This window comes from Oceaniserpentilla sp. 4NH20-0058 (assembly GCF_040371755.1).
GTDB lineage: Bacteria > Pseudomonadota > Gammaproteobacteria > Pseudomonadales > Oceanobacteraceae > Bermanella.
Map to the genome: position 1 here is coordinate 181,270 of NZ_BAABWE010000005.1, position 21,426 is coordinate 202,695.

The window sequence follows — 21,426 nt, forward strand, 5'->3', positions numbered from 1 at the left end:
GGTGAAACGAGCAGTTTTCAAGATAGGATGAATTCGCTAGGTTTTATTGGATGGCGACCTTCCAACGGCCTACACCGCTATCAATAAAACCGATGGTTAAATACCTTGGAACGGAGCTGTCATCGTTTTTTGTGTGTGGAAAAGGCCCTTTATGGTAAATTTGTGCGTGTATATAAACTAGATTTTAGTACTTTTGAGTTGATTATTGAATGAGTGCTTACCATTACTTCATACTAACGCTTTAGCTGTCGCGCTGGGATTATGCATCTGAACGTTAGCGGCTCTGTTAAGGTGCTTTAACAATGCAATGGGCTGTGGTTTTTATCTTTTTTCAATTTGCACATTAGGGGGTAATTATGTCGAAATCGTTGGCGTTTTATTTTGATTTTGTCAGTCCATATAGTTATTTAGCCATGACGCAACTACCAGAATTGGTGGCGAAACAAGGGGCTGATTTAGTGTTTAAGCCGTTACTACTTGGAGCGCTTCATCAGGCTCAGGATATGCCTTCTCCGGCGTTTATTCCCAATAAAGCAAAATGGATTTATAAAGATTGTCACTTGTGGGCAAAGCACTTAAATGTACCATTAATCTGGCCTAAACAATTCCCGTTTAATACCATGTTTATACTGCGTGTTTGTTTGTATTTACAGCAATCTAACCCGTCAAAGGTAGCCGAATTCGTGGAGCAAACCTTTAATGCTATTTGGCAGCAAGGCTTAGACGTGAATGATGAATCCTCAGTGCAAGCCCATTTAGTGAGCTTAGGCTTAGATGTTGACGAGGTTCAACAAGGTTGCCAGCAGCAATCCGTAAAAGATGCACTTAAGCAAAGTGTCAGTGATGCCCATGGGTTAGGTATGTTTGGCGCGCCAGCGTTTAAAGTGAACGATGACGTGTTTTTTGGGCAAGATAGGTTAATATTTGTGGAGCAAGCGCTAGCGGACATTCAAGAGTAATGACTCAAGCCACGAGCTGCCCTCTATGCTTAGGGCGAGAGCATCTGCTTTTTCATCAAGATAATAATAAGCGCAGTCAGCGTGAGTATCTTCAATGTAAGCAATGTTATTTGGTTTTTGTTCCTTGCCAGTATTATTTGACTTCAGCAATGGAGAAAGCGGAATACGACAAGCATGAGAACGATACAAATGACGCAGGGTATGAGCGATTTCTAAATCGCTTGTGGAGTGAACTACGACCACGCTTGCCATTAGAGGCTGCTAGCCAAAAGGTTCTAGATTTTGGATGTGGCCCCGGGCCATTATTAGCAAAAATGATGAGTGAAGATGGTTTTGACGTAAAAGTCTATGATCACTTTTATGCACCGGATCAATCTGTTTTACAACCAAGCCATTATGACGTAATCACCTCAACAGAAGTGATAGAGCACCTACATGAGCCAAAGCAGGTATTTGAACAATGGTTATCTTGGTTAAAACCGCAAGGTTATCTGGGTTTAATGACTAAACTGGTGACAAAACAATCTGCGTTTGCCAATTGGCACTACAAAAATGATTTAACCCATGTGTGTTTTTTTAGTGAGGAATGTTTTAACTGGTTAGCCCGTACTTATGCCTTGGAGTTATCCATAATAGGCAAGGATGTGATTATCTTTAAAAAACTCGCTTAATCGGTCGGCAGCAGTTGGGCTTCTTTAACAGATGCTATCAGGGTTTCCATGGCTTGTGGCATGGCATCTAGCTCCGCTTGAAACTCATGGTTGTTATCTTTTATTTTGTGATCAATGGCTGTACACAGGCCATATAGCTCATCTGCAGCTAGATTCCCTGAAACCCCTTTTAAAGCATGATTAATGTCATGTACGGCACTCCAATCTTCAGCTTGAGCGGCTTCAATTAGGCGGTTGACGTCATTTGTGTGACTGCCTTCAAACATGCCTAAAAGCCTCACATATAGCGTCTTTTTGCCACCCAACTGAGTTAAGGCTTGCTTGAGGTTTAAACCGGGTAGTGAATCGGGCCAGTCAGACACAGAAAATACCTTTTTAAATGCATAATGTTAAGTTTGGTTCAGCATACATAAATGTCAAACATGATAGGATATAACGCTTTAGTTTTAAGTCTCTGATGTTTTATAAATATCTGTTTTTAAATGAAAGTGTTTAATTTTTAGGGCGGTTTTCCATGCTCAAATTGTATCAGTCAAATAAAGTGGAGCGATTGTTAGCTCAGCTGATCAAGCTTCTGCTTGAGCGTGATGTGGCACCACTTGAGCAAGATATCATAGTGGTCGAAAACCCAGGTCTGGCTCATTGGTTAAAAATGCAACTGGCCCATAGTTTGGGCATAGCTGCGAATATCGAATTTCCCATGCCTTCTCGGTTTTTATGGCAAATCCAGCGCAACCTGATGCCGGATATTGCCAATGAAAGCGTATTCACCAAAGCCAGTCTTACGTGGTTGATTCTAGAGGGTTTAGAAGACCAAGCCTTAATGCAGCAAGATGAATTTGCGTTGCTGCGTCACTATCTTCAAGGCCATGATTCAGATTCAGAGAATGAACAGGCCCTCAGAGCATACCGTTTAGCCAGTACCATTGCCGATTTATATGACCAATATTTAGTGCATCGTCCAGATTGGATCGAACAATGGCAAGCCAAAACCTTTGAAATAGACGGCAAGCCGCTTGCCGATCAAGCTTGGCAGGGGATTTTTTGGCATTACCTGATTGAAAAAGTAAAAAGCAAAGGTTTGTCTGAGCGTCATCGTGCGAACTTGGTCAGTGACTTTTTGCAAGAATTAGAAAGCACCCAGAAAGCACAACTACCTAAACGCGTTATCTTCTTTGGTTTTACCTCTTTACCCAAGCAGCAGGTTGAAGCCATTAGTTTACTGGCTTCAAAAGTAAATGTGCATTTACTCACGCCAAATCCTTGTGAATATTATTGGGGGGATGTGGTCAGTGAAACCATGCAAGCAAAGCTGCGAGCGCGAAAAATTGAACTGCCAATGGCTGATGCCGGTAACGACTTGTTAGCTTCATTAGGAAAACTTGGGCAAGATTTTCAGCGTTTGTTAATGGAAGTGGGTGAGATAGAAGATGTGCCATTATTTTTAGAATCTCACGCTACACATGCTTTAGCGCACATTCAAAACCAAATCCTAAAATTACAGCAACCTACATCACCCATAAAAATAGACGATGACAACAGTCTAAAAGTAGTGGGCTGCCATAGCCCTATGCGTGAAATTGAAGTGTTGCATGATCATTTATTAGATATTTTTGAAACCACAGACCTTACTGCGCAGGATGTTGTGGTGATGATTCCTGATGTGGCCAGTTATGCACCGTTTATAGATGCGGTGTTTAATGCGCAACCGGCTCACATGCGCATTCCGTATTCTGTATCGGATCGACCTTTACAGGCGGAGCATCCTATTTTAAATGGTGTACAACTATTATTGAGCATGCCCCAATCACGCATGCCGTTTTCTGATGTCATTACGTTGTTGGAAATTCCGGCGGTTTATCGCCAATATGAATTACAAGAAACACATCTAGCGCCACTTAAGCAATGGCTGGTGGCTGCTGGTGTACGCTGGGGATTTGATGGTCAAACCCGTGAGGGCATGGGGTTACCCCAGTGGCAACAAAATACGTGGTTGTATGGATTTAAGCGATTACTAATGGGATATGCAGCTCAAAGTACCCAACCTATTTTGGGTATTGTTCCTGTGGAAAACGTGGAAGGATTAGACGCCGCTATTTTAGGGCCGCTGATACAGTTTGTGAATGACCTGCATCACTATGCACAAGCATCACAGCAGTCACGCCATTGTGATGAGTGGTCGCCATTTTTTAGTCAATGGTTGCAACATTTTTTACAACCGAATGATGAAGAACAAAGCATAATCGAGCACGTTTACGAAACCTTAGAAAACTGGGTAGAAAGCGTTCAAGCGGTTCATTATTCACAAACCATACCTTACGAAATTTTCAGCGATTCCATTAAGCAAGGCTTGCAAAAAAGCAATGGCTCGCAACACTTTATGGTCGGGAAAGTAAATTTTTGTACCTTACTTCCAATGCGAAGTATTCCTTTTAAAATGGTGGCGGTATTAGGATTAAATGACAGTGAATATCCAAGAAGTGTCATTCCAAATAGTTTAGATTTAATGAGTAAACAGCACAGGCTTGGTGACAGAAGTCGACGCAATGAAGACCGTTACTTATTTTTAGAGGCCATTTTATCTGCCCGTGAATTCTTGTGGTTAAGCTATCGCAGTAAAAGCCAACAAAACGACGAACCCTTAACACCTTCAGTGGTGTTAGCTGAATTTTTAGATTACATCCATCAAGGGGATTCACCGTTAGACCTAGTGCAACAACACCCATTACAGCCATTTAACCCTCAGTATTACAATGACGCTTCGGATTTATTTAGTTTTAATCAAGATTGGTTGTCTGCCATAGAGTCATCAGCACCAGCTTTGCATCATACAAACAATACAATACAGTTGCCCTCTAAGACTGATCCGCAAGATGATATTTTATTAGAGCAACTTATTCGCTTTTATCAGCATCCGACAAAATATTATTTAAACCAAGTGCTTAACATTAACCTGCACCAATATTTTGATGAACTGATTGATCATGAACCGTTTATATTAGATGGTTTAGAGCAATTTAAAATCAAGCAAAGTATTTTAAATGACGTGGTGCATAAAACGGGTAATAGCCTAGCGAAAACAGAAGGGCTTTTGGCTTTTGGCGAAATCGGGCAGCAACATCTACAAGGACTGCAACAACAGTTAGAGCCCATGATTCATCAATATCATGATTACCAATCTCACAGTCCCATCTCACCAATTGAAATAAATGTAGGTTTTAGTGCAGGTTTGCCACGTTTGTTCGGCTGGCAATATCAAATTTTTGATCAATACCATATTGTGCTGGTGCCTAGTGGCTTTAAAGCCAAACATTTGATTGCTTTGTTAATTGAACAGGCCAGTTTAAGTGCCATGGGTTTACAAAAGCACAGTCGTTTAATATGCCAAGATCAGATTGTTCAGGTAAAACCTATGGCTATGCAAATCGCTAAAGATTACTTACAGCAATTAGTTGAGGTATTTATCAAAGGTCAAAGTCAGCCTTTACCCTTGCTCATTGAAACCGCATGGCAATTGAAGGCACCCATTAGTAGTCGTAGTAAAAAAACACCAGAAGACTTAGCTTTTGAAAAATTTATAGGCAGCCAAGGCAGTTCCGCTTGGGGTTATGCAGGAGAGCGGGATGATATTCATGTTCAACGATGTATTGAAGATTTAAATGAAATTCCAGCACAAACTCTGCAACTGAGTCATAGTTTATTTGATGTTTGGTTGAATAATGAGCTGATTGAAATGGAGGCCTTATCATGAGTGATTCTCAAGGGTTAACCATGCAGCCATTACATGTTGCAAGAGTGCCTCTTAGTGGTATTTCCCTGATTGAAGCCAGTGCAGGTACAGGTAAAACCTATACCATAACCGGTTTGTATTTACGCTTGGTATTAGGTCATGGCTGTGAGCCATTATCCCCTGAAAATATTTTGGTAGTAACCTTTACTCGGGCGGCAACTGAAGAGTTACGCAACCGTATTCGAACTCGTTTACGTCAAGCCTATATGGCGTTAAGTGATCAAGCAGAGGATGACTTAATCAGCGAAATCAAAGCTAAATTAGGCGATACAGAGCAAGCTAAACAACGTTTAAAAGATGCTCAGCAACTTATGGATTTAGCGGCTATCTATACCATTCATGGTTTTGCTCAGCGCTTATTAAGACAAAATTCAGTGGAAACTGGTTTGAATGGTGAATTTGAATTAATTCTGGATGAAAGTCCGTTACTTGAGCAAGCCATACATGATGTTTGGCGTAATGAAGTGTATCCGTTAACCGGTGCTGAGCTGCAATTGATATTGGGGCAGTGGCCAAGCCCAGACGTATTACTGCAAAGTTTAAGGCCGCTTATTTATAAGCAAGTGAGGTTCCACTTAGGCGAGCCTCAGGGTGAGATAACTCACTGTCAGCAAATGGTCAGTGATGCACTTCATGATTTTTTAGAACCATGGCAAATGCATGGACAAAACTTTGTTCAAGATCTTAAATCTCATCCAAAAGCCAATGGCACGTTTGTAAAGGGCTTGGATAAAAAAGTGGCCAATATTGAGGCGTATGTAAATGGTAAACTTAAATTAAAGACCAGTGATGTGATCAGTGCTTTTCAAAGTTTATCACCTAATGGTTTATTAAAATCGGTTAAAAAAGGCGGGGAGCCAATTGAACACGAATTAAGTTTAAAATGTGAAACCCTAGCCAATGTATTAGAAGCCTTTGAACAAGCCAAAGTTTTTGCAGTAAGAGAAAAGCGTGTTTCGTTATTAAATGTATTACGTGAACGTTTGCAACAATTGAAACAACAGAAGCAAATATTATCCACTGATGATTTACTTTCACAAGTAAATGTCAGTTTACAAGGGGCTAATCAACAACGTTTGATACAGCATATTCGCCAGCAATATCCTGTGGCTATGGTGGATGAATTCCAAGATACCGATCACGATCAATACCAAGTCTTTTATCAAGTGTATTCCAGCACATTACTAGAGCTCGAAAAACAACATGCTTTGTTTATGATAGGCGACCCTAAACAGGCTATATATAAATTCCGTGGTGCGGATATTTTCACTTATATTCAAGCTAAACAACAAGTGGATGCACAGTACACTCTTGATACTAACTATCGTTCAAGTAAAGATATGGTTGAAGCGATTAATCACATGTTCACGCAACATGATCATCCGTTTATTTATGATAAGAGTATTCCGTTCTTAAAGGTTAAGGCTAACAATACAGCCCCTGCTTTGGTGTTAGAGCATAAACCAGAACCAGCACTTACTTGGGTTCACGTTAAGGCGGAACAGTTTGACTCGAAGCCCTCATTAAATGCCATGTGTGCGGAAAGTTGTGCAGAAAAAATCAGTGTTTTACTTAATCACTCGCAACAAAATCAAGCAACACTAAAACAGCAACCGGTGTCAGCAGGGGATATGGCAGTATTGGTTCGTAATCGAATGCAAGCGGCATTGGTAAAAATCAGTCTGGCCAAACGTGGCATTAGTTGTGTATATGTGGGGCAAGAAAGTGTATATGACGGTGACGAAGCCATGGCCTTACTTATGCTGCTTCAAGCGGTACATGAACTGAGTGAACGACAATTTCGTAATGCGATTGCTTACCCCACTTGGTCATTAACGTTAGCGGATTTAACTCATCTGAATTTAGATGAAAGCGCGTGGGAAGGGCAATTAGAGCAACTATATAAATGTTATGATATTTGGTCCCAGCAGGGCATTATGGCCATGTTAATGTATTGGCTACATACCCGCGGATTACCACAGATATGGTTGTCAGAGTTAGAGGGAGAGCGTCGCCTAACTAATGTGATGCATTTAGCTGAAATCTTACAACATAGTTCAACGCAGGTTCAGGGCATGCAAGGGTTGATTACGTGGTTGACCCATCAAATCACTCAAGCGGATGGAGACGCAGAACAAAAACAATTACGTTTAGAAAGCGATGCTAACCTTGTGCAAATTGTTACCATTCATAAATCAAAAGGTTTGGAGTATCCCATTGTGTTCTTACCGTTTAATTGGGACGGTAAGGAATCAAAAGACGAGTTATTTTTTGACGAAGCAACTCAAAGTAATGTGTGTGATTTAGTTGGTGACTTTCAACTACAGCGAATTCAAGAAGGCTTAGCAGAGGAGGTTCGTTTACTCTACGTAGGGCTGACTCGGGCAGCCAGTAAGTGTTATGTAACTATGCCAGAAGTCTCAGGTACTAAACGTCTAGATGAAAGTGTTAAATCCAGTGCGCTTAGCCATGTGTTATTTTCCGAAGCATTAGCCGATGAGCCCAAGCTAGCAAAAATTGAAGCACTAAAAACGGCTCTGCCAGAAAGCTTTAACATTGAGCCAGCCTCGGATGAGGTCACACTGTTTCAAATACAGGACTCACAAGCCTCTTTGGTTGTGCGTGAGTTTACTGGTCATATTAAGCAACAATGGCAAATGTCGAGTTTTTCAAGTTTGGTGCGTAACTTACACGTGGCTCATACACCTAGGTTTGAAATGGATGATGATGCATATGCACAAGCAACCCCAATTGATAGAACAGAATTAGCGGGACAATTCTTATTTCCAAGAGGCGCCCATGCGGGTAACTTTTTACATACATTGTTAGAAGAAATAGACTTTTCTGATGTCCCTGATGATGTTGATACGTTAATTGAAAGTTTATTGGCTCGATTTGGTATTGATCTAGAACATCAGCCATTAGTCAAACCTTGGTTGGATATAATTCTGACGAGTCCTATGGCGCAACATGAAGGTGAGCCATTGTGCTTAGGGGATTTAACACCTGATTTGAAAAAAGTAGAAATGGAGTTTTATTTTCCAGTTGAAAAATTAAATGCCGAGGACTTTAACGCATTATTGGGCCAATACCCATGTGTGGATGTATCAGGGGCATCCCTTAATTTTAATCAATTAAAGGGCATGTTGAAGGGGTTTATTGATTTAACCTTTGAGTGGGGTAATCAATATTTTATTTTGGATTATAAATCAAATCATTTAGGTGATGAGCTTTCTGATTATCAAACTCCGAGTTTACATTCGGCCATGGCTGAACACAGATACGATGTTCAGTTAGTCATTTATACATTGGCGTTGCATCGTTTATTATCGTTGCGGATTCAGGAGTACGATTATGATGCCCATATTGGTGGCGGATATTATTTATTCTTACGAGGGTTAGATATACAAAACAGCCAAAGCGGGCAGTTTTATTGTAAGCCGGAAAAATCATTAATATTGGCCTTAGATGCGTTATTAAAAGGTGAAACCCTTGAGCAGGCATTGCTGATTGCTCAATCTGAGGCATCACCATTATCAGTTCCCTCACAAGGGAGCTTATTATGAATTATCAAAACTATTTATCACGCTTAGAGTCTACGGTGGCTCGTCCTATTGATTCAGCATTTGCTGACTTTTTACAATCATTAGAACCAAATAACCCTGTTATTTCTTGGTTAGGGTATGTGTTAAGTGCTCAATTAGGTAAAGGCCATGTGTGCTTGGATTTTGCTCAAACACATGAGCACTTAAACCAAGATGAATTGCAGCTTTTAAAAGCCAATGCGCAAACCTCTGAAATCGTATTTCAGGCTCAAAGCCAATCAACAAAAGGTGTCTTGCAAGATTTGCCACTGGTTTTGGATGGTGATCGATTATATTTACAACGCTATTGGTTATATGAATCACAATTACAATTGTGTATTGAACAAGGTTTAACTGAAAATAAATGGGATTTATTGCAAGAAAAGTCGTTTATTCAGCAATTATTTTTATTGAATGATGAAAATAATACAGTTAACTGGCAGGCCATTGCCGCTTGTATTGCTGCGAAGCATGGTTTTTCAGTGATCAGTGGTGGCCCCGGCACAGGTAAAACCACTACGGTAATTCGTTTATTAGCTCTGCTGGTGAAATTGCATCAAAGTCAGTTACATCATCAACCTATAATTAAATTGGTGGCACCAACGGGTAAAGCGGCCATGCGTTTAACGGAATCCATTAGCCTAGCCAAACAAAAATTAGATGTGGATGATAAAATTAAATCAGCCATTTCTGAACAAACCAGTACGATTCATCGTTTGTTGCAATCTAATGGCCGTGGCGGTTTCCGTTATGATGCACACAACCCATTGCATTTGGATGTATTGGTGGTAGATGAAGCGTCCATGGTGGATCTACCGCTTATGACTAAATTACTGCAGGCGTTGCCCAGTCATGCGCAAGTGGTTTTATTGGGGGATAAAGATCAACTGGCTTCTGTGGAAGCTGGTAGTGTTTTAGCCGATATTTGTGATGGTAATACCCTGCATGGATATGACCAAAATACTCGTAATGACTTACAGAGCATTTTGAAAATGGATTTAGCCCCATATTCGCAAGAACAAGGGGCTCAGCTGCGCCAACACATTTGTCACTTACGTAAAAGTTATCGTTTCCATGAACAAAGCGGCATTGGCTATTTAGCCGCAGCGGCTAATGCAGGAGATGCTCAGCAATGGCAACAGGTTCTTGCAAAGGGGTACTCAGATCTAACTTTATTGGATTTAAGTGATGCCAACTTCGATCAATTTACTCAACAAGCCGTATCTATTTATGGGCAGTATATACAGACCATTAAAATAAACGCAGTAACTGGCTTAAGTGATGAACAGGCCTTGGAAGTTCATCAACAGTTTAATCGGTTTCAGGTGTTGTGTGCCTTAAGAGAAGGGCCTTTGGGTGTAAGTGGTCTGAATGAGCGAATTGAACAAGGTTTGAGCAAAAAAGGTCAAATCGAAACAGAATCGGTTTGGTATTTAGGTCGACCAGTGATGATCATGCAAAATGATTATGGCGTTAATTTATACAATGGGGATATTGGTTTGATATTGCCAAGGCAGGAAGCCAGTGGAGAGATCAAACTTAAGGCCGTTTTTGTGGGAACAGATCAACAAGTGCGCTGGCTACAGCCTTCTCGCTTGCCTCAACATGAAACTGTTTACGCCATGACAGTGCATAAAAGCCAAGGTTCTGAATTTGACCATTGTGCTTTTGTTTTACCTGACTATGATACGCAGGTATTAAGTAAAGAGTTAATCTACACTGGCATTACCCGCGCAAAATCCCATTTGACGTGCATTAGTCACCCCAAGGTTTTGCAACAGGCGTTAACGCGTCAGGTGCAGCGAGCCAGTGGTTTGCGTGATCGTTTATGGCGTCAATTAAGTTCCGTAGATGTAACGGCCCAGACCTCGGGTTCAGATGACTCTCAGTATTCGTTATTTTAAAAGGTAAAAGTTTATGGGTATGCAAACCATGATTACAAAAGATCAGGCCTTGCCTGGTCGTGCAGATAAAATGCCCATTACGCATAAACACGCAGTATTTGGTCGTTCAATGGAAGGCCCGTGGCCAACTCATGCGAAAAAAGCATTTTTCGCTTTGGGCTGCTTCTGGGGCGCCGAGCGCTTATTTTGGCAAACCCCCGGTGTGTATTGTACTGCGGTTGGTTACATGGGTGGTTTTACTAAGAACCCAACCTATGAAGAAGTATGTTCAGGACAAACAGGACACACGGAAACCGTCATGGTGGTATTTAATCAAGAAATCACTGATTTTTGGACTCTGCTTGAAATCTTTTGGCAAAGCCATAACCCAACCGAGGGAATGGCTCAGGGGAATGATAAAGGTACTCAGTATCGTTCGGCGATTTTCTGGGAAGATGATATGCAAAAAATGTTTGCAGAGAAAAGTTTAAAACTTTATCAAGAGAATTTATCTAAGGCCGGTTTGCCGGCCATTACCACTGAAATTATCAAAGCCAAGTCGTTTTATTTTGCCGAAGATACTCACCAGCAATATCTTCATAAAAACCCTAATGGCTATTGTGGCTTGGGCGGAACCGGTGTGCCGTTTGTTTAATGCATTCACGTAATCCCCACCAAAACGGTTATGATATGGACGCGCTAACTCGGGTGTTACCTGAGTTAACGCCTTTCATTATTAAGGCCAAACATGATCGTTTAACGATTGATTTTTCTAACGATAAAGCCGTTAAGCTATTAAACAAAGCGTTGTTAATGCTGCACTATGGTTTATTGGATTGGGATATTCCAGCAGGGTATTTATGTCCACCTATCCCCGGTCGTTTAGATTATCTGTGTTTTTTAGATGAGTTCTTACAATCCCATTTATCCTCTGAAATATCACAACACAAAGGTATAACTGGGCTGGATATCGGCACCGGTGCCAATTTGATTTATCCGTTACTGGCAAGCCGCCATTTACATTGGAATATGGTAGCAAGCGATATTGACTCAGGGGCGATTAAAAGCGCCGAAGACAATATTCAGCGTAACTTAAGCTTAAATTTAAACATTCAAGTTCGTAAACAGCCAGATAGCAATAAAGTATTTGAAAATATCATTATGCCTGGCGAATATTATCACGTGACTTTATGTAACCCTCCTTTCCATGAATCTCGCGCTGCGGCAATGGCAGGCAGCGAGCGAAAAAATACTAATCTAAATCGTAATAAGCAAAAACGACAATCGAACCTAAAGAAAATAGAGCAAACTAAAACGCTTAATTTTCAAGGTAAAGGGAATGAATTGTGGTGTCAGGGTGGTGAAAAACGATTTATTGCCGACATGATTTGTGAATCAAAAATGTTTCAACAGCAAGTTGGTTGGTTTACTTGCTTGGTGTCTAAAAAGGAAACTATTGCGCATATTAAGCGGTTGTTAAACAAACTTAATGGGCAGTTTAAAGAAGTGCCAATGAAGCAAGGCAATAAAATCAGCCGATTTATTGCCTGGCGTTTTTAGTTGAGTTTATTATTCGCTATCACGTATGGTGCGATTAAATTGTTGTAGGTTGTTGTGGCGAATCATGGCCTGTATTTCATGGATATACGCTTCGCGACGAGTACTGTAGCTCCATAAGCCTTTTGCTAATGAAATACCCGTTATCATGCTTTCATCTTCCCGAGCTTCTGCTCTTAAATCACGTAATTTCTCGTAAGCGGCTTGTGAATTCAAGTTGCGCATATAGCTTTCAATGGATGCTAATATATCTTTAAACTTAGCTACCTCGTGGCGCTCGCTACTTGTTCTTTGTTTTGGAACAAGTCCACAGCCTTTTACATAACACCACTGGCCGAATAAATTGTTGCCTTTTTGCGCAAAACGAGAGGTTCCCCATGCAGATTCATTGGCTGCTTGTGCCAGAGCTAATGAAGCGGGAATAATATCGATACGTTTGATTAATTCATTAATAGAAGAGTGATTGTCCTCAGAGTCCACTTTGTATTTATCTTTTAGGTGAGACAAAGTCGTTAACTGAGCTTGAGTTAAATTAGGCAGTGCAGATTGTAATTCAAAAACGCCTCGACGCTCGATTAAGATATTGTCATTTGATTGTTTTACCTTAGGTAATAAAAAAGAAAAGAAATCGTTTTTCTTCTTTTTAACATCTTGGTAATTGGAAAAATCAGGCATCGAGCTAGACGGAGTAAAACCATCGGTTTTGTATTGGGTTTGTATTTGTACTTGTTGATTATTGCTGGGGAAAAAGTACCCCGTCAAAAATGACAGCAACAATAAACTAACTAAAACAATGCTATAAAAAGTGCTCATAACTGATCCTATTAAAAATTTTTAGTAGTCTATCAGTTCACAGTTTTAGATAATAGTCGCTTAAATAGCCTTTAAATTTTTGTGTGTATTCGTTGCTTTGTGACTGGTAAATAGTGATGTTGTCTTTTTCTATGTCTTCGCATGGTAAAAGAGAATAAACCCAAATTCCCAATTTTGAGGGTTTATTATTACGAGGCACGATTTGAGTGTGGCTTTGTAAATGTAAACCATGTTGCTTGGCATATTGATTAAAGTATTCCTGTTCATCAGGAGGCAGTAATAACCAAGCTTTACCTGTAGGTGTTAAAAACTTAGCAATAACATTACTTAAATCTTCAAAGCTTAATTGTGAATTATGCCTTGCAAGGTTCCGTTGTGTATTTGGGCCTTCGAGTTGACCAGAGAAAAATGGCGGATTACAGATAATAGTATCAAATGTCTTGTGATTATATGCTGTTTGAAAATCTTGAATGGTGCAGTTGAATAGTTCGATTTGATTATGAAATGGGCTTTGTAAAGCATTTTGTTGAGCTTGTTGATAGGCTCTAGGGTCCAGTTCAACCCCTTCAATTTCCGCTGGCGTGCGCTGAGCAAGCATCAAGGATAATAATCCGGTTCCGGCACCAATATCTAAAACTCGTTTAGCGTTTGATACATCGCAAACAGCAGCAAATAAACAGGCATCAAGGCTGACCTTCATTGCGCATTGATCCTGCTGAATCTTGAATTGTTTAAATTGAAAGCTGTTGGACAAAATGCAACCCAAAAAAAGCCCTTAGTATAAAAGTCTAAGGGTATTTAGGTAAGCTTTAATGTGATTATTTAGCAGGCACTTTTACTGGTGCAGTGAGCCAACTCTTGTGGATGAAGGATATATAACACCCATGCGATGGCCGTTGCATAACACAGGTTGGTGGCCAATTCACTGTGAGGATCTTCTAAGAATGCTCGCTGGGACGCAAGCCCTCGAATGCGACTGGCTAAATCTGGATGAAATGCCAAATACTTATCCCATATTAATTGGTGTGTGTAGCTATCTATGCCATAAGGGCCTAACCCTTTTTGATTGGACTGCTTCTTATGTGGATGAAGTTGTTTTTGGGTGGCAATGGCGACAAGTAGATTTTCGACAGCTGTGCCGCCTTTGTTCAAATATTCAAGGGTTGGGTGAATAATTTGGTCACGTAATTCTTGTTTGCTGATATCCATGGCTTACCTCCTCGGGCGCCCTAGGATCGGCTAGTTATTGACTACATATAAAACAAGTGCAAAAACCCTGCCTAAATCCCTAATATCAATAACACTTTCGAACTGAAAGCTTTGGCGTTGTTATTAATACTATCGACCAAACCGCCGGAATATTAAGTCCTTTGTATTGGTCCTTATATAGAACATAGTGCTAACACATTAAACTTCAAGTGTTCATACTTGAATATACGTGACAAACTCCTTGTTAGATTTAGTTTTAAAGGGATAGGAGGTCGGTTTGGGTTGGGTTGATAGTCATTGCCATTTGAACTTCAAAGCACTTGATGCGCATGCATTGGTGCCAGACTTACTGGCTCATAATTTCGAGGCTATTTTAGTTCCTGCAACTCAAGTGGAACTCTTCCCTGATGTAATAGCGCTGAAAAATCAATATCCTCACTTGGTGCGTGTCGCTTTAGGTCTACATCCGTTTTTCTTGGCGGAACACGACGCATCTCACCTTGAACAATTAGAAAAATACGTGATTCAGTACAAACCACATGCAATAGGTGAGTGCGGATTAGACTTTATGCTTTCACCGGATAGCGTTGAACGACAATACTTTTACTTCACAGCTCAAGTGGAGATAGCGAAACAATACAGTTTACCTTTGGTCATACATTGCCGAAAAGCCCATGATCAAATCATCAGTGAAGTGAAACGGGCTAAATTTCAACATGGCGGGTTTATTCATGGTTTTTCTGGTTCACTTCAACAAGCTAAGCGTTATATAGAGCAAGGGTTTGTTTTAGGGTTAGGCGGGGCTTTGACCTATGAGCGGGCTAAAGCCATGCATAAAATGGTGGCCGCTTTACCGGATGACGGGTTCACCCTAGAAACGGACAGCCCAGATATGCCGCCAGCATTTGCACGTAATGAGGTTAATACACCCTTGAACGTCCCCAGAATAGCGCATTATATTGCTAATTTAAGGGGGCAAAGCATCGATCATATACAAGATGTGAGTCGTCAAAATTTTTACTCAATAGTAGGCAAACCTGCAGGATGATACTTTGCAGAAGGTTTAGATGATGGAATAGGGCTTATGATTGAAATACCAGTTTTAAGCTTATCTGCATGACGTTGCCAAGCTCGATAGGTTAAACTAGCTCTAATCTAAACCCCAGATGAAAATCTGGGTTTTTTGTATGTGAGAGTATTAAAGTGAAGCTAAATGGCGAATAAATTTGTTGCGCTTGTTGTCATTATAAGTGTATGGATCTGCGTGCCAATCTCGGCAGTCAGTAGCGTACTGCCTTCTAATTTTGCTCAGCTGCCAGATGACGTGCAGGCTTTGTTACTTGAATACGCCTTCTTTAACGATCAAGTTAACCAACATTGGGGAGAGCAAGCCAGTTTTGCTAGCCAAAAGGCATATGTTAAGTACTTAGATGATTATTTAAGCCGAGCAACAGTCGATTTCGAAAAAGGGCAGTTAGTAGTAGAAACGTTAGCCACTAGTGAGCCGAAAAAACAATTAAGTAATGCCATTGTCACCGCCTTATTAACGCCAGATGATCCTGCTGCGGTGGAGTTATTTTCTGCGCGCAAGGTTTCAGCTTCTGGTAAACCGTTTTTGCTTGGGCAAGTCTTAGATCAATCGGGTAAATCCATTGCATATGAATGGCGAGCCAAACAATTTGCCCAGTATTTATTAAATAACCAGCTGAATGTTAAACAGACTTCTAATGGAGTGCGTTACTGGGTCAATATTCCCATGGTCAGTAATCATACTGAAGTGGCGGCAAAAGGGGTGAAAGCTTGGGTTAGCGAAGCAAGTAACCGATTTAATTTACCTGAATCTCTTATTCTAGCGATCATCGAAACTGAAAGCGGGTTTAATCCATTTGCTGTCAGTCATGCAAATGCTTATGGATTAATGCAAATTATCCCCTCCACTGCTGGTGCGGATGTGTTTCAAAAGGTACTTAAAAAAACCGGAAAGCCCAGCCGAGATTATTTATTTAATGCAAAAAATAATATAACTGTTGGCAGTGCGTATTTGAAGATTTTACGAGACCGTTATTTATCTAAAATTAAACACCCAACGAGCCAGTTGTATTGCATTATTAGCGCTTACAATAGTGGCGCTGGCAATGTGTTCAAAACCTTTCATAGTAGCCGAAAACAAGCGATTCAGCGTATTAATAGTTTATCGCCTGCGGATGTTTTATGGCGTTTACGTAAGCACCAGCCAAGCCACGAAGCCAGACGCTATGTGGAAAAAGTATTGGCCTTCCAAAAAAAGTATTAAGCATGAATGAATTTGACCGATTAAACCAACAAGTGGCTGAGTTGTTTCAATCCCAGTTAGCATCCATATCGGTTGAAGATATAGCGCTTACACTTTGGTTGATGGAGGTTCCCCAGTCACAAGATTTTAGTCCAGCCCAAGTGGAGGCAATTTGGAGCAACATGCCATACTGGGCCTTTGTATGGTCAAGTGGTCGTGCATTGGCTAAATATCTATTGTCGAATCCTCAATTAGTTGAAGGCAAAGTAATCGCCGATTTTGGTGCAGGCAGTGGAGTGGTAGCATTGGCCGCTTTAAAAGCAGGGGCTAAACGAGCCATAGCTGTGGATATTGACCCCGCCGCTTTGCAAGCCTGTACAGCTAATGCTGCTTTAAACAAATTGAACCTTGAAGTAGCCACGAGCCTAGATGAACTTTCAGGTGTGGATATCATTTTAGTGGGGGATGTACTGTACGACCCTAGAAATCACGGACTAGCACAAACCTTATTTAATCAAGAGCTTGGTGTGATTTGGGCTGAAAGCCGTGCTCAAACCAAACTCAGTGAATATGGCCCTGTAGCCAGTATTGATGGGGAAACCCTGCCTAATATAGGTGGATTTGACGAGCATAAAACCATTCATATTTATCATCACCGCTTATAAGATCAGTTTAATCTAACGGTGCTTGCTGAAATAGTGTCTATACTAGATGTACACGGATTGAGGTGAGAATTATGCACTATAAGACAGTGAAAGATGTGGTCGATCACAGTCGACGCCTTCATCAACAAATTAGTCAATTGTATGCGGATATGAGCCAACAACACACTCAAGAACGAGTAAAAATGTTGCTGGATTATTTGCAGCGCCATGAAAAGCACCTCGAAGAGATGCTGTGTGATTTTGAGCAAGACAAAAGCCAAAAGGTGCTAGACAGTTGGTTTCAGTATGTGCCCGATCAAGACCTTACGGATGTGTTGTCCGGCATTGCAATAAATGATCAAATGAGTGTTGATGAAGTGGTTGCTATGGCGCTAAAGTTAGATGATTACTTCATCGAGCTGTATGAAAACATGGTAGAAAGCTCTCATTCCTCAGATGCGAAATCGGTTTTTCAAAATTTATTAGATATTGAGAAGCAAGAAAAAATTAAAACAGCTCGAACGGCTTTGTCGGTACAAGATATGTGATGTATGGCAGATACTTACATAGTGTTGTGGTAGACGGTTAAATCAGCTGTTAATAATTTAATACCATTAATTGTAACGTGGCATTTCATTACTGCTCACTTTGCTCTGTATTCATATAACGAATATTCGTTGTAAGGTATGAGCCGGTACAAGATTGTTGGCGCCTTTTATATTACTTAAAGGTGTCAATCTCCCTTGGCCTGAGCGCAACTAAAACTGGCTGTAATCCCACCTTTGTTTTTGCTTAAACCAATCTAATTCCCCCACCAAATTTGCTTACCAGTAAGGTATCTTCAATAGAATCGATTGCCATTCGGTTGTGGTTAAAAATTTATTGAGTGTCATAGGGTTTGTAGTATTGTGAGGTGATAAAAGGCTAGGGGTTTGATCGTGAAACCTTTCGTTAAATATGATTGTGTCAAAAAAGCGGTCATTTCACCTAATCGATGATTCAGACGATAAGTATCAAGGGTAAGGTCATACAATGTATATTGGTAAATTTTCTGAACTAACTGGAACCACACCTAAGACAATTAGATTTTATGAATCCATTGGATTAATACCCGAACCAGTGAGAAAGGGAAAATATAGGATTTATGATCATACATACATAGAAACAGTTAAGCAGATTAAAAGAGCACAAGACTTGGGGTTTAAGCTTTCAGAATTAAAGGCACTGATGGAAGGAGTGAATATAAAGCGGGGGCTACCTGCATCGGTCATAATTGATGCAATCAGGGTAAAGCGTGATCAGCTAAAAATAGAGCTTAATAAACTGAATTTAATGGATAACCAGCTATTACAGTTACAAAATGAATTAAAAACTACCATTTGTAATGTTGACTCTGCCCTATAGGGCAAAGCTTATACTCTTTTTTCAAACTTAATTGTGAGTTAATAAAGAGGGTATAATGAATAAATCGGCTTATAAAAAAATAGTTAGAGCCAGCGCCATTTATGATGTGTTAACGACATTTGGATTTGCGTTTCCTGTATTAGTGTCGTTGAATATATATATGCTATCGAGCATTCATACGCAATTTTCATTTTCTGGTTCTTTTCCTGAGTTTTTACCTTTTCATCTATTTTTTCTTAATTTAATGGGAAGCGTTATTCTTGTATGGTCGGCTCTTAGAATTGCTAACCCAGAGCCCATTTTTGGTCTATATGATAGTATTGCTCGGTTTCTCTTTTCGTTTAACATGTTCTTTTATCTTTTAGCTTATGACATAACGGGCATATTGTGGCTATTTTTTGTGCCTGAAATAACTTGGGGTGTAGTGCAATTTTTTGGATACTTTTATTCTCAAGGAAAATCACCTAAGACGTTACTTAATAGCAAAGACTAACCGTTGATTTTGAAGGGAGTAATTCACTCCCAAGCTATTCTCTAGTGTATTAAAATACGTCTTTCATACGGAATCGATTTAACAAGGTTTATAAAGTGGTATTTTGTTGAGTTTGGAAGTCACAAGGGTGACACTAAGTAATAAACCCCAATGTGATATGTGGGTTATGTTATATTTTTGTGCACGGATTCTATAAATAAGCACTGCGTCATATGTCATATTTATACACCCACTTAATAGTCCAAAGGGATTGTGGTTGTTTTAGTGATATATGGCGCTTTTTACCGACTATCCATATTGGTATTTAGGCTGTTACTTTATACAGTTAATATCGGTTTATCGGAGGTGCTTATCTACGTTATGTATATTAATCCTCGCCTTTACGAAGACATGTATTTACAGTCGATAAACCCCACTTTAGGAGATGTAGTTTGAAATCAGCAGCTGTGTATTTAATGATTGGGATTATCCGATTAGTGTCGCTTTTACCCCTTGGTGGTGCTCATGGTGTCGGTTGGTTAATCGGCATAATGTTATGGTATAGCCGCAGTGGCTCTGCCAAGGTGGTTATGAAAAACCTTGAGCTTTGCTTTCCTGAAAAAACCTTACAAGAACGTCAAAAGCTTGCTAAAAGTAGCTTGATCGCATTGGGTAAAACCTATGGAGAGATGGGGGTTGCTTGGATGTGGCCTATCCCTAAGGTAAATAAATTAATTACCCAAGTTGAAGGCATGGAGTATTTGCAAAAAGCGCTTGATGATCAAAACGGTATTATTCTGATTGCGCCTCATTTGGGTAATTGGGAGTTATTAAATCACTTTTTCCGTCAACATCTATTTATGACGGTTATGTATAAAGCGCCAAAAATCCCAGCCTTGGATAAATTTATATTTAAAACTCGAAAACGAGTGGATGTGGGGCTAGTGCCAGCGGATAAAGGTGGTGTGATTAAATTATTTAAGTTATTAAAAAACAAAGGGGTTATTGCTGTTTTGCCTGATCAAGAGCCCAGCCTAAAAAGCGGCGTGTTTGCCCCGTTTTTTGGCCAGCAAGCATTAACCGGAAAACTTATCGGCGACTTAGCTAGAAAAACACCGGCGTATTTATTGTGTTGTTACGCTAAGCGATTAGATGATGGTAATTACGGCGTGGTGCTTAAGCCTGCAAATGATGAGATTCGTAATAAAGATTTATTAGTTTCGGCTACGGCGCTTAATCAAAGCATAGAAGAATGTATTCAAGACTGCCCTGAGCAATATCAATGGGTATATAAGCGTTTTCGCAGGCAACCCGATGGCACAAAGTTGTACTGATAGCGCTCAACCCTTATGGGTGCTTGAAGTTAAATATTTGAAAAATTTAAAGAAATAATATGCATCATCAAGGAAGTTGTCACTGCGGAGCAATTAGGTTTGAAGTAGACGCTCCATAGGTAATAAAGGCCGATTATTGTAATTGCTCTATTTGCAAAAAATCTGGGTACCTGCATTTAATCGTGCCTTTAAGCAAGTTTAAGCTGCACAGTGGAAGTGAGTTTTTATCGACCTATACATTTAACACGGGTGTGGCTAAGCACACGTTTTGTAACATTTGCGGGGTTAAACCGTTTTACACGCCACGCTCGAATCCAGATGGCATAGATGTGAATGTTCACTGTTTAGATACTGATGGGTTGGTAGTCAACATCACTGAATTTGATGGGCAAAACTGGGAGCACAATGCTCATAAAATTGCGCATAAAAGCAAATAGCTACAGCAATACGCTACAGACCCATATATTGGGCAATTAAAAACGAATCCCCTTTGCCTTCTTCTTTACCAAAATAACTCACAGGTTCACGTTTATTGTTTTCCATGGTACCGACCTCACAATCAATGTCGTACTGTTTGGCTAAATCGTTAAACAAGTTAACTGGAAATTTAAGGTGTATGCTTTTTTTAGCACCTTGACTGATACCAAGTAGCCAATCTTCACAGTATTCACTGTCGCATTCATTGATTAAACTGACGCCTTTGTCGGCATGGGTTTCTGCATAGGTTTGCAAGGCTGATTGTAGGGCGGGTAGGTTGGTTTTAAGTTGGGCTTCTTGTGCGTCTTCTAGGCGGTCGCAGGCAACAAGTAGATATATTTGCATGTGGCTTTCCGA

The 21,426-nt window shown here is 40.3% G+C and carries 20 protein-coding genes; 15 read left to right on the forward strand and 5 right to left on the reverse strand.

Going from position 1 to position 21,426, the window contains the following annotated elements; all coding sequences use genetic code 11:
- Nucleotides 1-356 precede the first annotated feature (356 nt).
- On the forward strand, nt 357-959 hold the full coding sequence (locus ABWV45_RS08820; RefSeq protein WP_353350751.1) for a 2-hydroxychromene-2-carboxylate isomerase: 603 nt from the start codon (nt 357-359) through the stop codon (nt 957-959).
- Nucleotides 959-1,630 carry a class I SAM-dependent methyltransferase gene (locus ABWV45_RS08825; RefSeq protein ID WP_353350752.1) on the forward strand — a complete coding sequence of 224 codons (672 nt, stop codon included), beginning with the start codon at nt 959-961 and terminating at the stop codon, nt 1,628-1,630. The genes ABWV45_RS08820 and ABWV45_RS08825 overlap by 1 nt, the downstream gene beginning before the upstream one ends.
- On the opposite strand, the gene ABWV45_RS08830 is transcribed toward ABWV45_RS08825, so the two are convergent.
- Complete coding sequence (locus ABWV45_RS08830) at nt 1,627-1,992, reverse strand: Hpt domain-containing protein (protein ID WP_353350753.1); 366 nt, start codon at nt 1,990-1,992, stop codon at nt 1,627-1,629. The genes ABWV45_RS08825 and ABWV45_RS08830 overlap by 4 nt on opposite strands.
- Nucleotides 1,993-2,144: 152 nt before the next feature.
- Here ABWV45_RS08830 and recC point away from each other — a divergent pair, with 152 nt between their 5' ends.
- The 5 genes from recC to rlmF are packed head-to-tail and all read left to right on the forward strand — an operon-like array spanning nt 2,145 to nt 12,447.
- Nucleotides 2,145-5,381: an exodeoxyribonuclease V subunit gamma gene (recC, locus tag ABWV45_RS08835; RefSeq protein WP_353350755.1), complete on the forward strand. Its 3,237-nt coding sequence runs from the start codon at nt 2,145-2,147 to the stop codon at nt 5,379-5,381.
- Nucleotides 5,378-8,986: an exodeoxyribonuclease V subunit beta gene (recB, locus tag ABWV45_RS08840; RefSeq protein WP_353350757.1), complete on the forward strand. Its 3,609-nt coding sequence runs from the start codon at nt 5,378-5,380 to the stop codon at nt 8,984-8,986. Before recC ends, recB begins: the two co-directional genes overlap by 4 nt.
- Nucleotides 8,983-10,908 (forward strand): exodeoxyribonuclease V subunit alpha, encoded by a 1,926-nt coding sequence (gene recD, locus ABWV45_RS08845; protein ID WP_353350759.1) that lies wholly within the window; start codon nt 8,983-8,985, stop codon nt 10,906-10,908. The genes recB and recD overlap by 4 nt, the downstream gene beginning before the upstream one ends.
- A gap of 13 nt (nt 10,909-10,921) precedes the next feature.
- Entirely contained in the window at nt 10,922-11,542 is a 621-nt protein-coding gene (gene msrA / locus ABWV45_RS08850; RefSeq protein WP_353350761.1) for a peptide-methionine (S)-S-oxide reductase MsrA, read from the forward strand.
- Nucleotides 11,542-12,447, forward strand: a complete 906-nt coding sequence (rlmF, locus tag ABWV45_RS08855; protein WP_353350763.1) for a 23S rRNA (adenine(1618)-N(6))-methyltransferase RlmF — start codon at nt 11,542-11,544, stop codon at nt 12,445-12,447. Before msrA ends, rlmF begins: the two co-directional genes overlap by 1 nt.
- A gap of 9 nt (nt 12,448-12,456) precedes the next feature.
- On the opposite strand, the gene ABWV45_RS08860 is transcribed toward rlmF, so the two are convergent.
- From ABWV45_RS08860 to ABWV45_RS08870, 3 genes are all read right to left on the reverse strand, one after another.
- The gene (locus ABWV45_RS08860) at nt 12,457-13,257 is read right to left on the reverse strand and encodes a glucosaminidase domain-containing protein (protein ID WP_353350765.1); all 801 of its coding nucleotides are present in this window, start codon (nt 13,255-13,257) and stop codon (nt 12,457-12,459) included.
- 37 nt (nt 13,258-13,294) lie between these two features.
- Nucleotides 13,295-14,011 carry a tRNA1(Val) (adenine(37)-N6)-methyltransferase gene (locus ABWV45_RS08865; RefSeq protein WP_353350767.1) on the reverse strand — a complete coding sequence of 239 codons (717 nt, stop codon included), beginning with the start codon at nt 14,009-14,011 and terminating at the stop codon, nt 13,295-13,297.
- 68 nt (nt 14,012-14,079) lie between these two features.
- Nucleotides 14,080-14,466, reverse strand: a complete 387-nt coding sequence (locus tag ABWV45_RS08870; protein ID WP_353350769.1) for a hypothetical protein — start codon at nt 14,464-14,466, stop codon at nt 14,080-14,082.
- A gap of 277 nt (nt 14,467-14,743) precedes the next feature.
- Between ABWV45_RS08870 and ABWV45_RS08875 the strand changes: the two genes are divergently transcribed.
- The 8 genes from ABWV45_RS08875 to ABWV45_RS08910 all read left to right on the forward strand — a co-directional run bounded on the left by ABWV45_RS08875 (nt 14,744) and on the right by ABWV45_RS08910 (nt 21,029).
- Nucleotides 14,744-15,514 carry a TatD family hydrolase gene (locus tag ABWV45_RS08875; RefSeq protein ID WP_353350771.1) on the forward strand — a complete coding sequence of 257 codons (771 nt, stop codon included), beginning with the start codon at nt 14,744-14,746 and terminating at the stop codon, nt 15,512-15,514.
- 165 nt (nt 15,515-15,679) lie between these two features.
- Nucleotides 15,680-16,759, forward strand: a complete 1,080-nt coding sequence (locus ABWV45_RS08880; protein ID WP_353350773.1) for a murein transglycosylase domain-containing protein — start codon at nt 15,680-15,682, stop codon at nt 16,757-16,759.
- Between the two features lie 2 nt (nt 16,760-16,761).
- Complete coding sequence (locus ABWV45_RS08885) at nt 16,762-17,403, forward strand: class I SAM-dependent methyltransferase (protein ID WP_353350775.1); 642 nt, start codon at nt 16,762-16,764, stop codon at nt 17,401-17,403.
- A gap of 71 nt (nt 17,404-17,474) precedes the next feature.
- A complete protein-coding gene (locus tag ABWV45_RS08890; protein WP_353350777.1) occupies nt 17,475-17,930 on the forward strand; it encodes a hypothetical protein in 456 nt (151 codons plus the stop codon).
- A gap of 484 nt (nt 17,931-18,414) precedes the next feature.
- Nucleotides 18,415-18,786 carry a MerR family transcriptional regulator gene (locus ABWV45_RS08895; protein ID WP_353350779.1) on the forward strand — a complete coding sequence of 124 codons (372 nt, stop codon included), beginning with the start codon at nt 18,415-18,417 and terminating at the stop codon, nt 18,784-18,786.
- Between the two features lie 55 nt (nt 18,787-18,841).
- Nucleotides 18,842-19,279, forward strand: coding sequence for a hypothetical protein (locus ABWV45_RS08900; protein WP_353350781.1), 438 nt, complete (start codon nt 18,842-18,844; stop codon nt 19,277-19,279).
- 431 nt (nt 19,280-19,710) lie between these two features.
- On the forward strand, nt 19,711-20,592 hold the full coding sequence (locus ABWV45_RS08905; protein WP_353350782.1) for a lysophospholipid acyltransferase family protein: 882 nt from the start codon (nt 19,711-19,713) through the stop codon (nt 20,590-20,592).
- 122 nt (nt 20,593-20,714) lie between these two features.
- Nucleotides 20,715-21,029 (forward strand): GFA family protein, encoded by a 315-nt coding sequence (locus tag ABWV45_RS08910; protein WP_502914674.1) that lies wholly within the window; start codon nt 20,715-20,717, stop codon nt 21,027-21,029.
- 13 nt (nt 21,030-21,042) lie between these two features.
- Here ABWV45_RS08910 and ABWV45_RS08915 read toward each other — a convergent pair whose 3' ends face one another.
- Entirely contained in the window at nt 21,043-21,414 is a 372-nt protein-coding gene (locus ABWV45_RS08915; protein ID WP_353350784.1) for a hypothetical protein, read from the reverse strand.
- Between the last annotated feature and the right edge of the window lie 12 nt (nt 21,415-21,426).

Excerpts from the sequence above, each read along its gene's own strand:
- rlmF (WP_353350763.1), top strand. The coding sequence starts at position 11,542 with ATGCATTCACGTAATCCCCACCAAAACGGTTATGATATGGACGCGCTA.
- ABWV45_RS08870 (WP_353350769.1), bottom strand. The coding sequence starts at position 14,466 with ATGGATATCAGCAAACAAGAATTACGTGACCAAATTATTCACCCAACC.
- ABWV45_RS08825 (WP_353350752.1), top strand. The coding sequence starts at position 959 with ATGACTCAAGCCACGAGCTGCCCTCTATGCTTAGGGCGAGAGCATCTG.
- msrA (WP_353350761.1), top strand. The coding sequence starts at position 10,922 with ATGGGTATGCAAACCATGATTACAAAAGATCAGGCCTTGCCTGGTCGT.
- ABWV45_RS08820 (WP_353350751.1), top strand. The coding sequence starts at position 357 with ATGTCGAAATCGTTGGCGTTTTATTTTGATTTTGTCAGTCCATATAGT.
- recC (WP_353350755.1), top strand. The coding sequence starts at position 2,145 with ATGCTCAAATTGTATCAGTCAAATAAAGTGGAGCGATTGTTAGCTCAG.
- recD (WP_353350759.1), top strand. The coding sequence starts at position 8,983 with ATGAATTATCAAAACTATTTATCACGCTTAGAGTCTACGGTGGCTCGT.
- recB (WP_353350757.1), top strand. The coding sequence starts at position 5,378 with ATGAGTGATTCTCAAGGGTTAACCATGCAGCCATTACATGTTGCAAGA.
- ABWV45_RS08900 (WP_353350781.1), top strand. The coding sequence starts at position 18,842 with ATGAATAAATCGGCTTATAAAAAAATAGTTAGAGCCAGCGCCATTTAT.
- ABWV45_RS08915 (WP_353350784.1), bottom strand. The coding sequence starts at position 21,414 with ATGCAAATATATCTACTTGTTGCCTGCGACCGCCTAGAAGACGCACAA.
- ABWV45_RS08860 (WP_353350765.1), bottom strand. The coding sequence starts at position 13,257 with ATGAGCACTTTTTATAGCATTGTTTTAGTTAGTTTATTGTTGCTGTCA.
- ABWV45_RS08880 (WP_353350773.1), top strand. The coding sequence starts at position 15,680 with ATGGCGAATAAATTTGTTGCGCTTGTTGTCATTATAAGTGTATGGATC.
- ABWV45_RS08895 (WP_353350779.1), top strand. The coding sequence starts at position 18,415 with ATGTATATTGGTAAATTTTCTGAACTAACTGGAACCACACCTAAGACA.
- ABWV45_RS08885 (WP_353350775.1), top strand. The coding sequence starts at position 16,762 with ATGAATGAATTTGACCGATTAAACCAACAAGTGGCTGAGTTGTTTCAA.
- ABWV45_RS08890 (WP_353350777.1), top strand. The coding sequence starts at position 17,475 with ATGCACTATAAGACAGTGAAAGATGTGGTCGATCACAGTCGACGCCTT.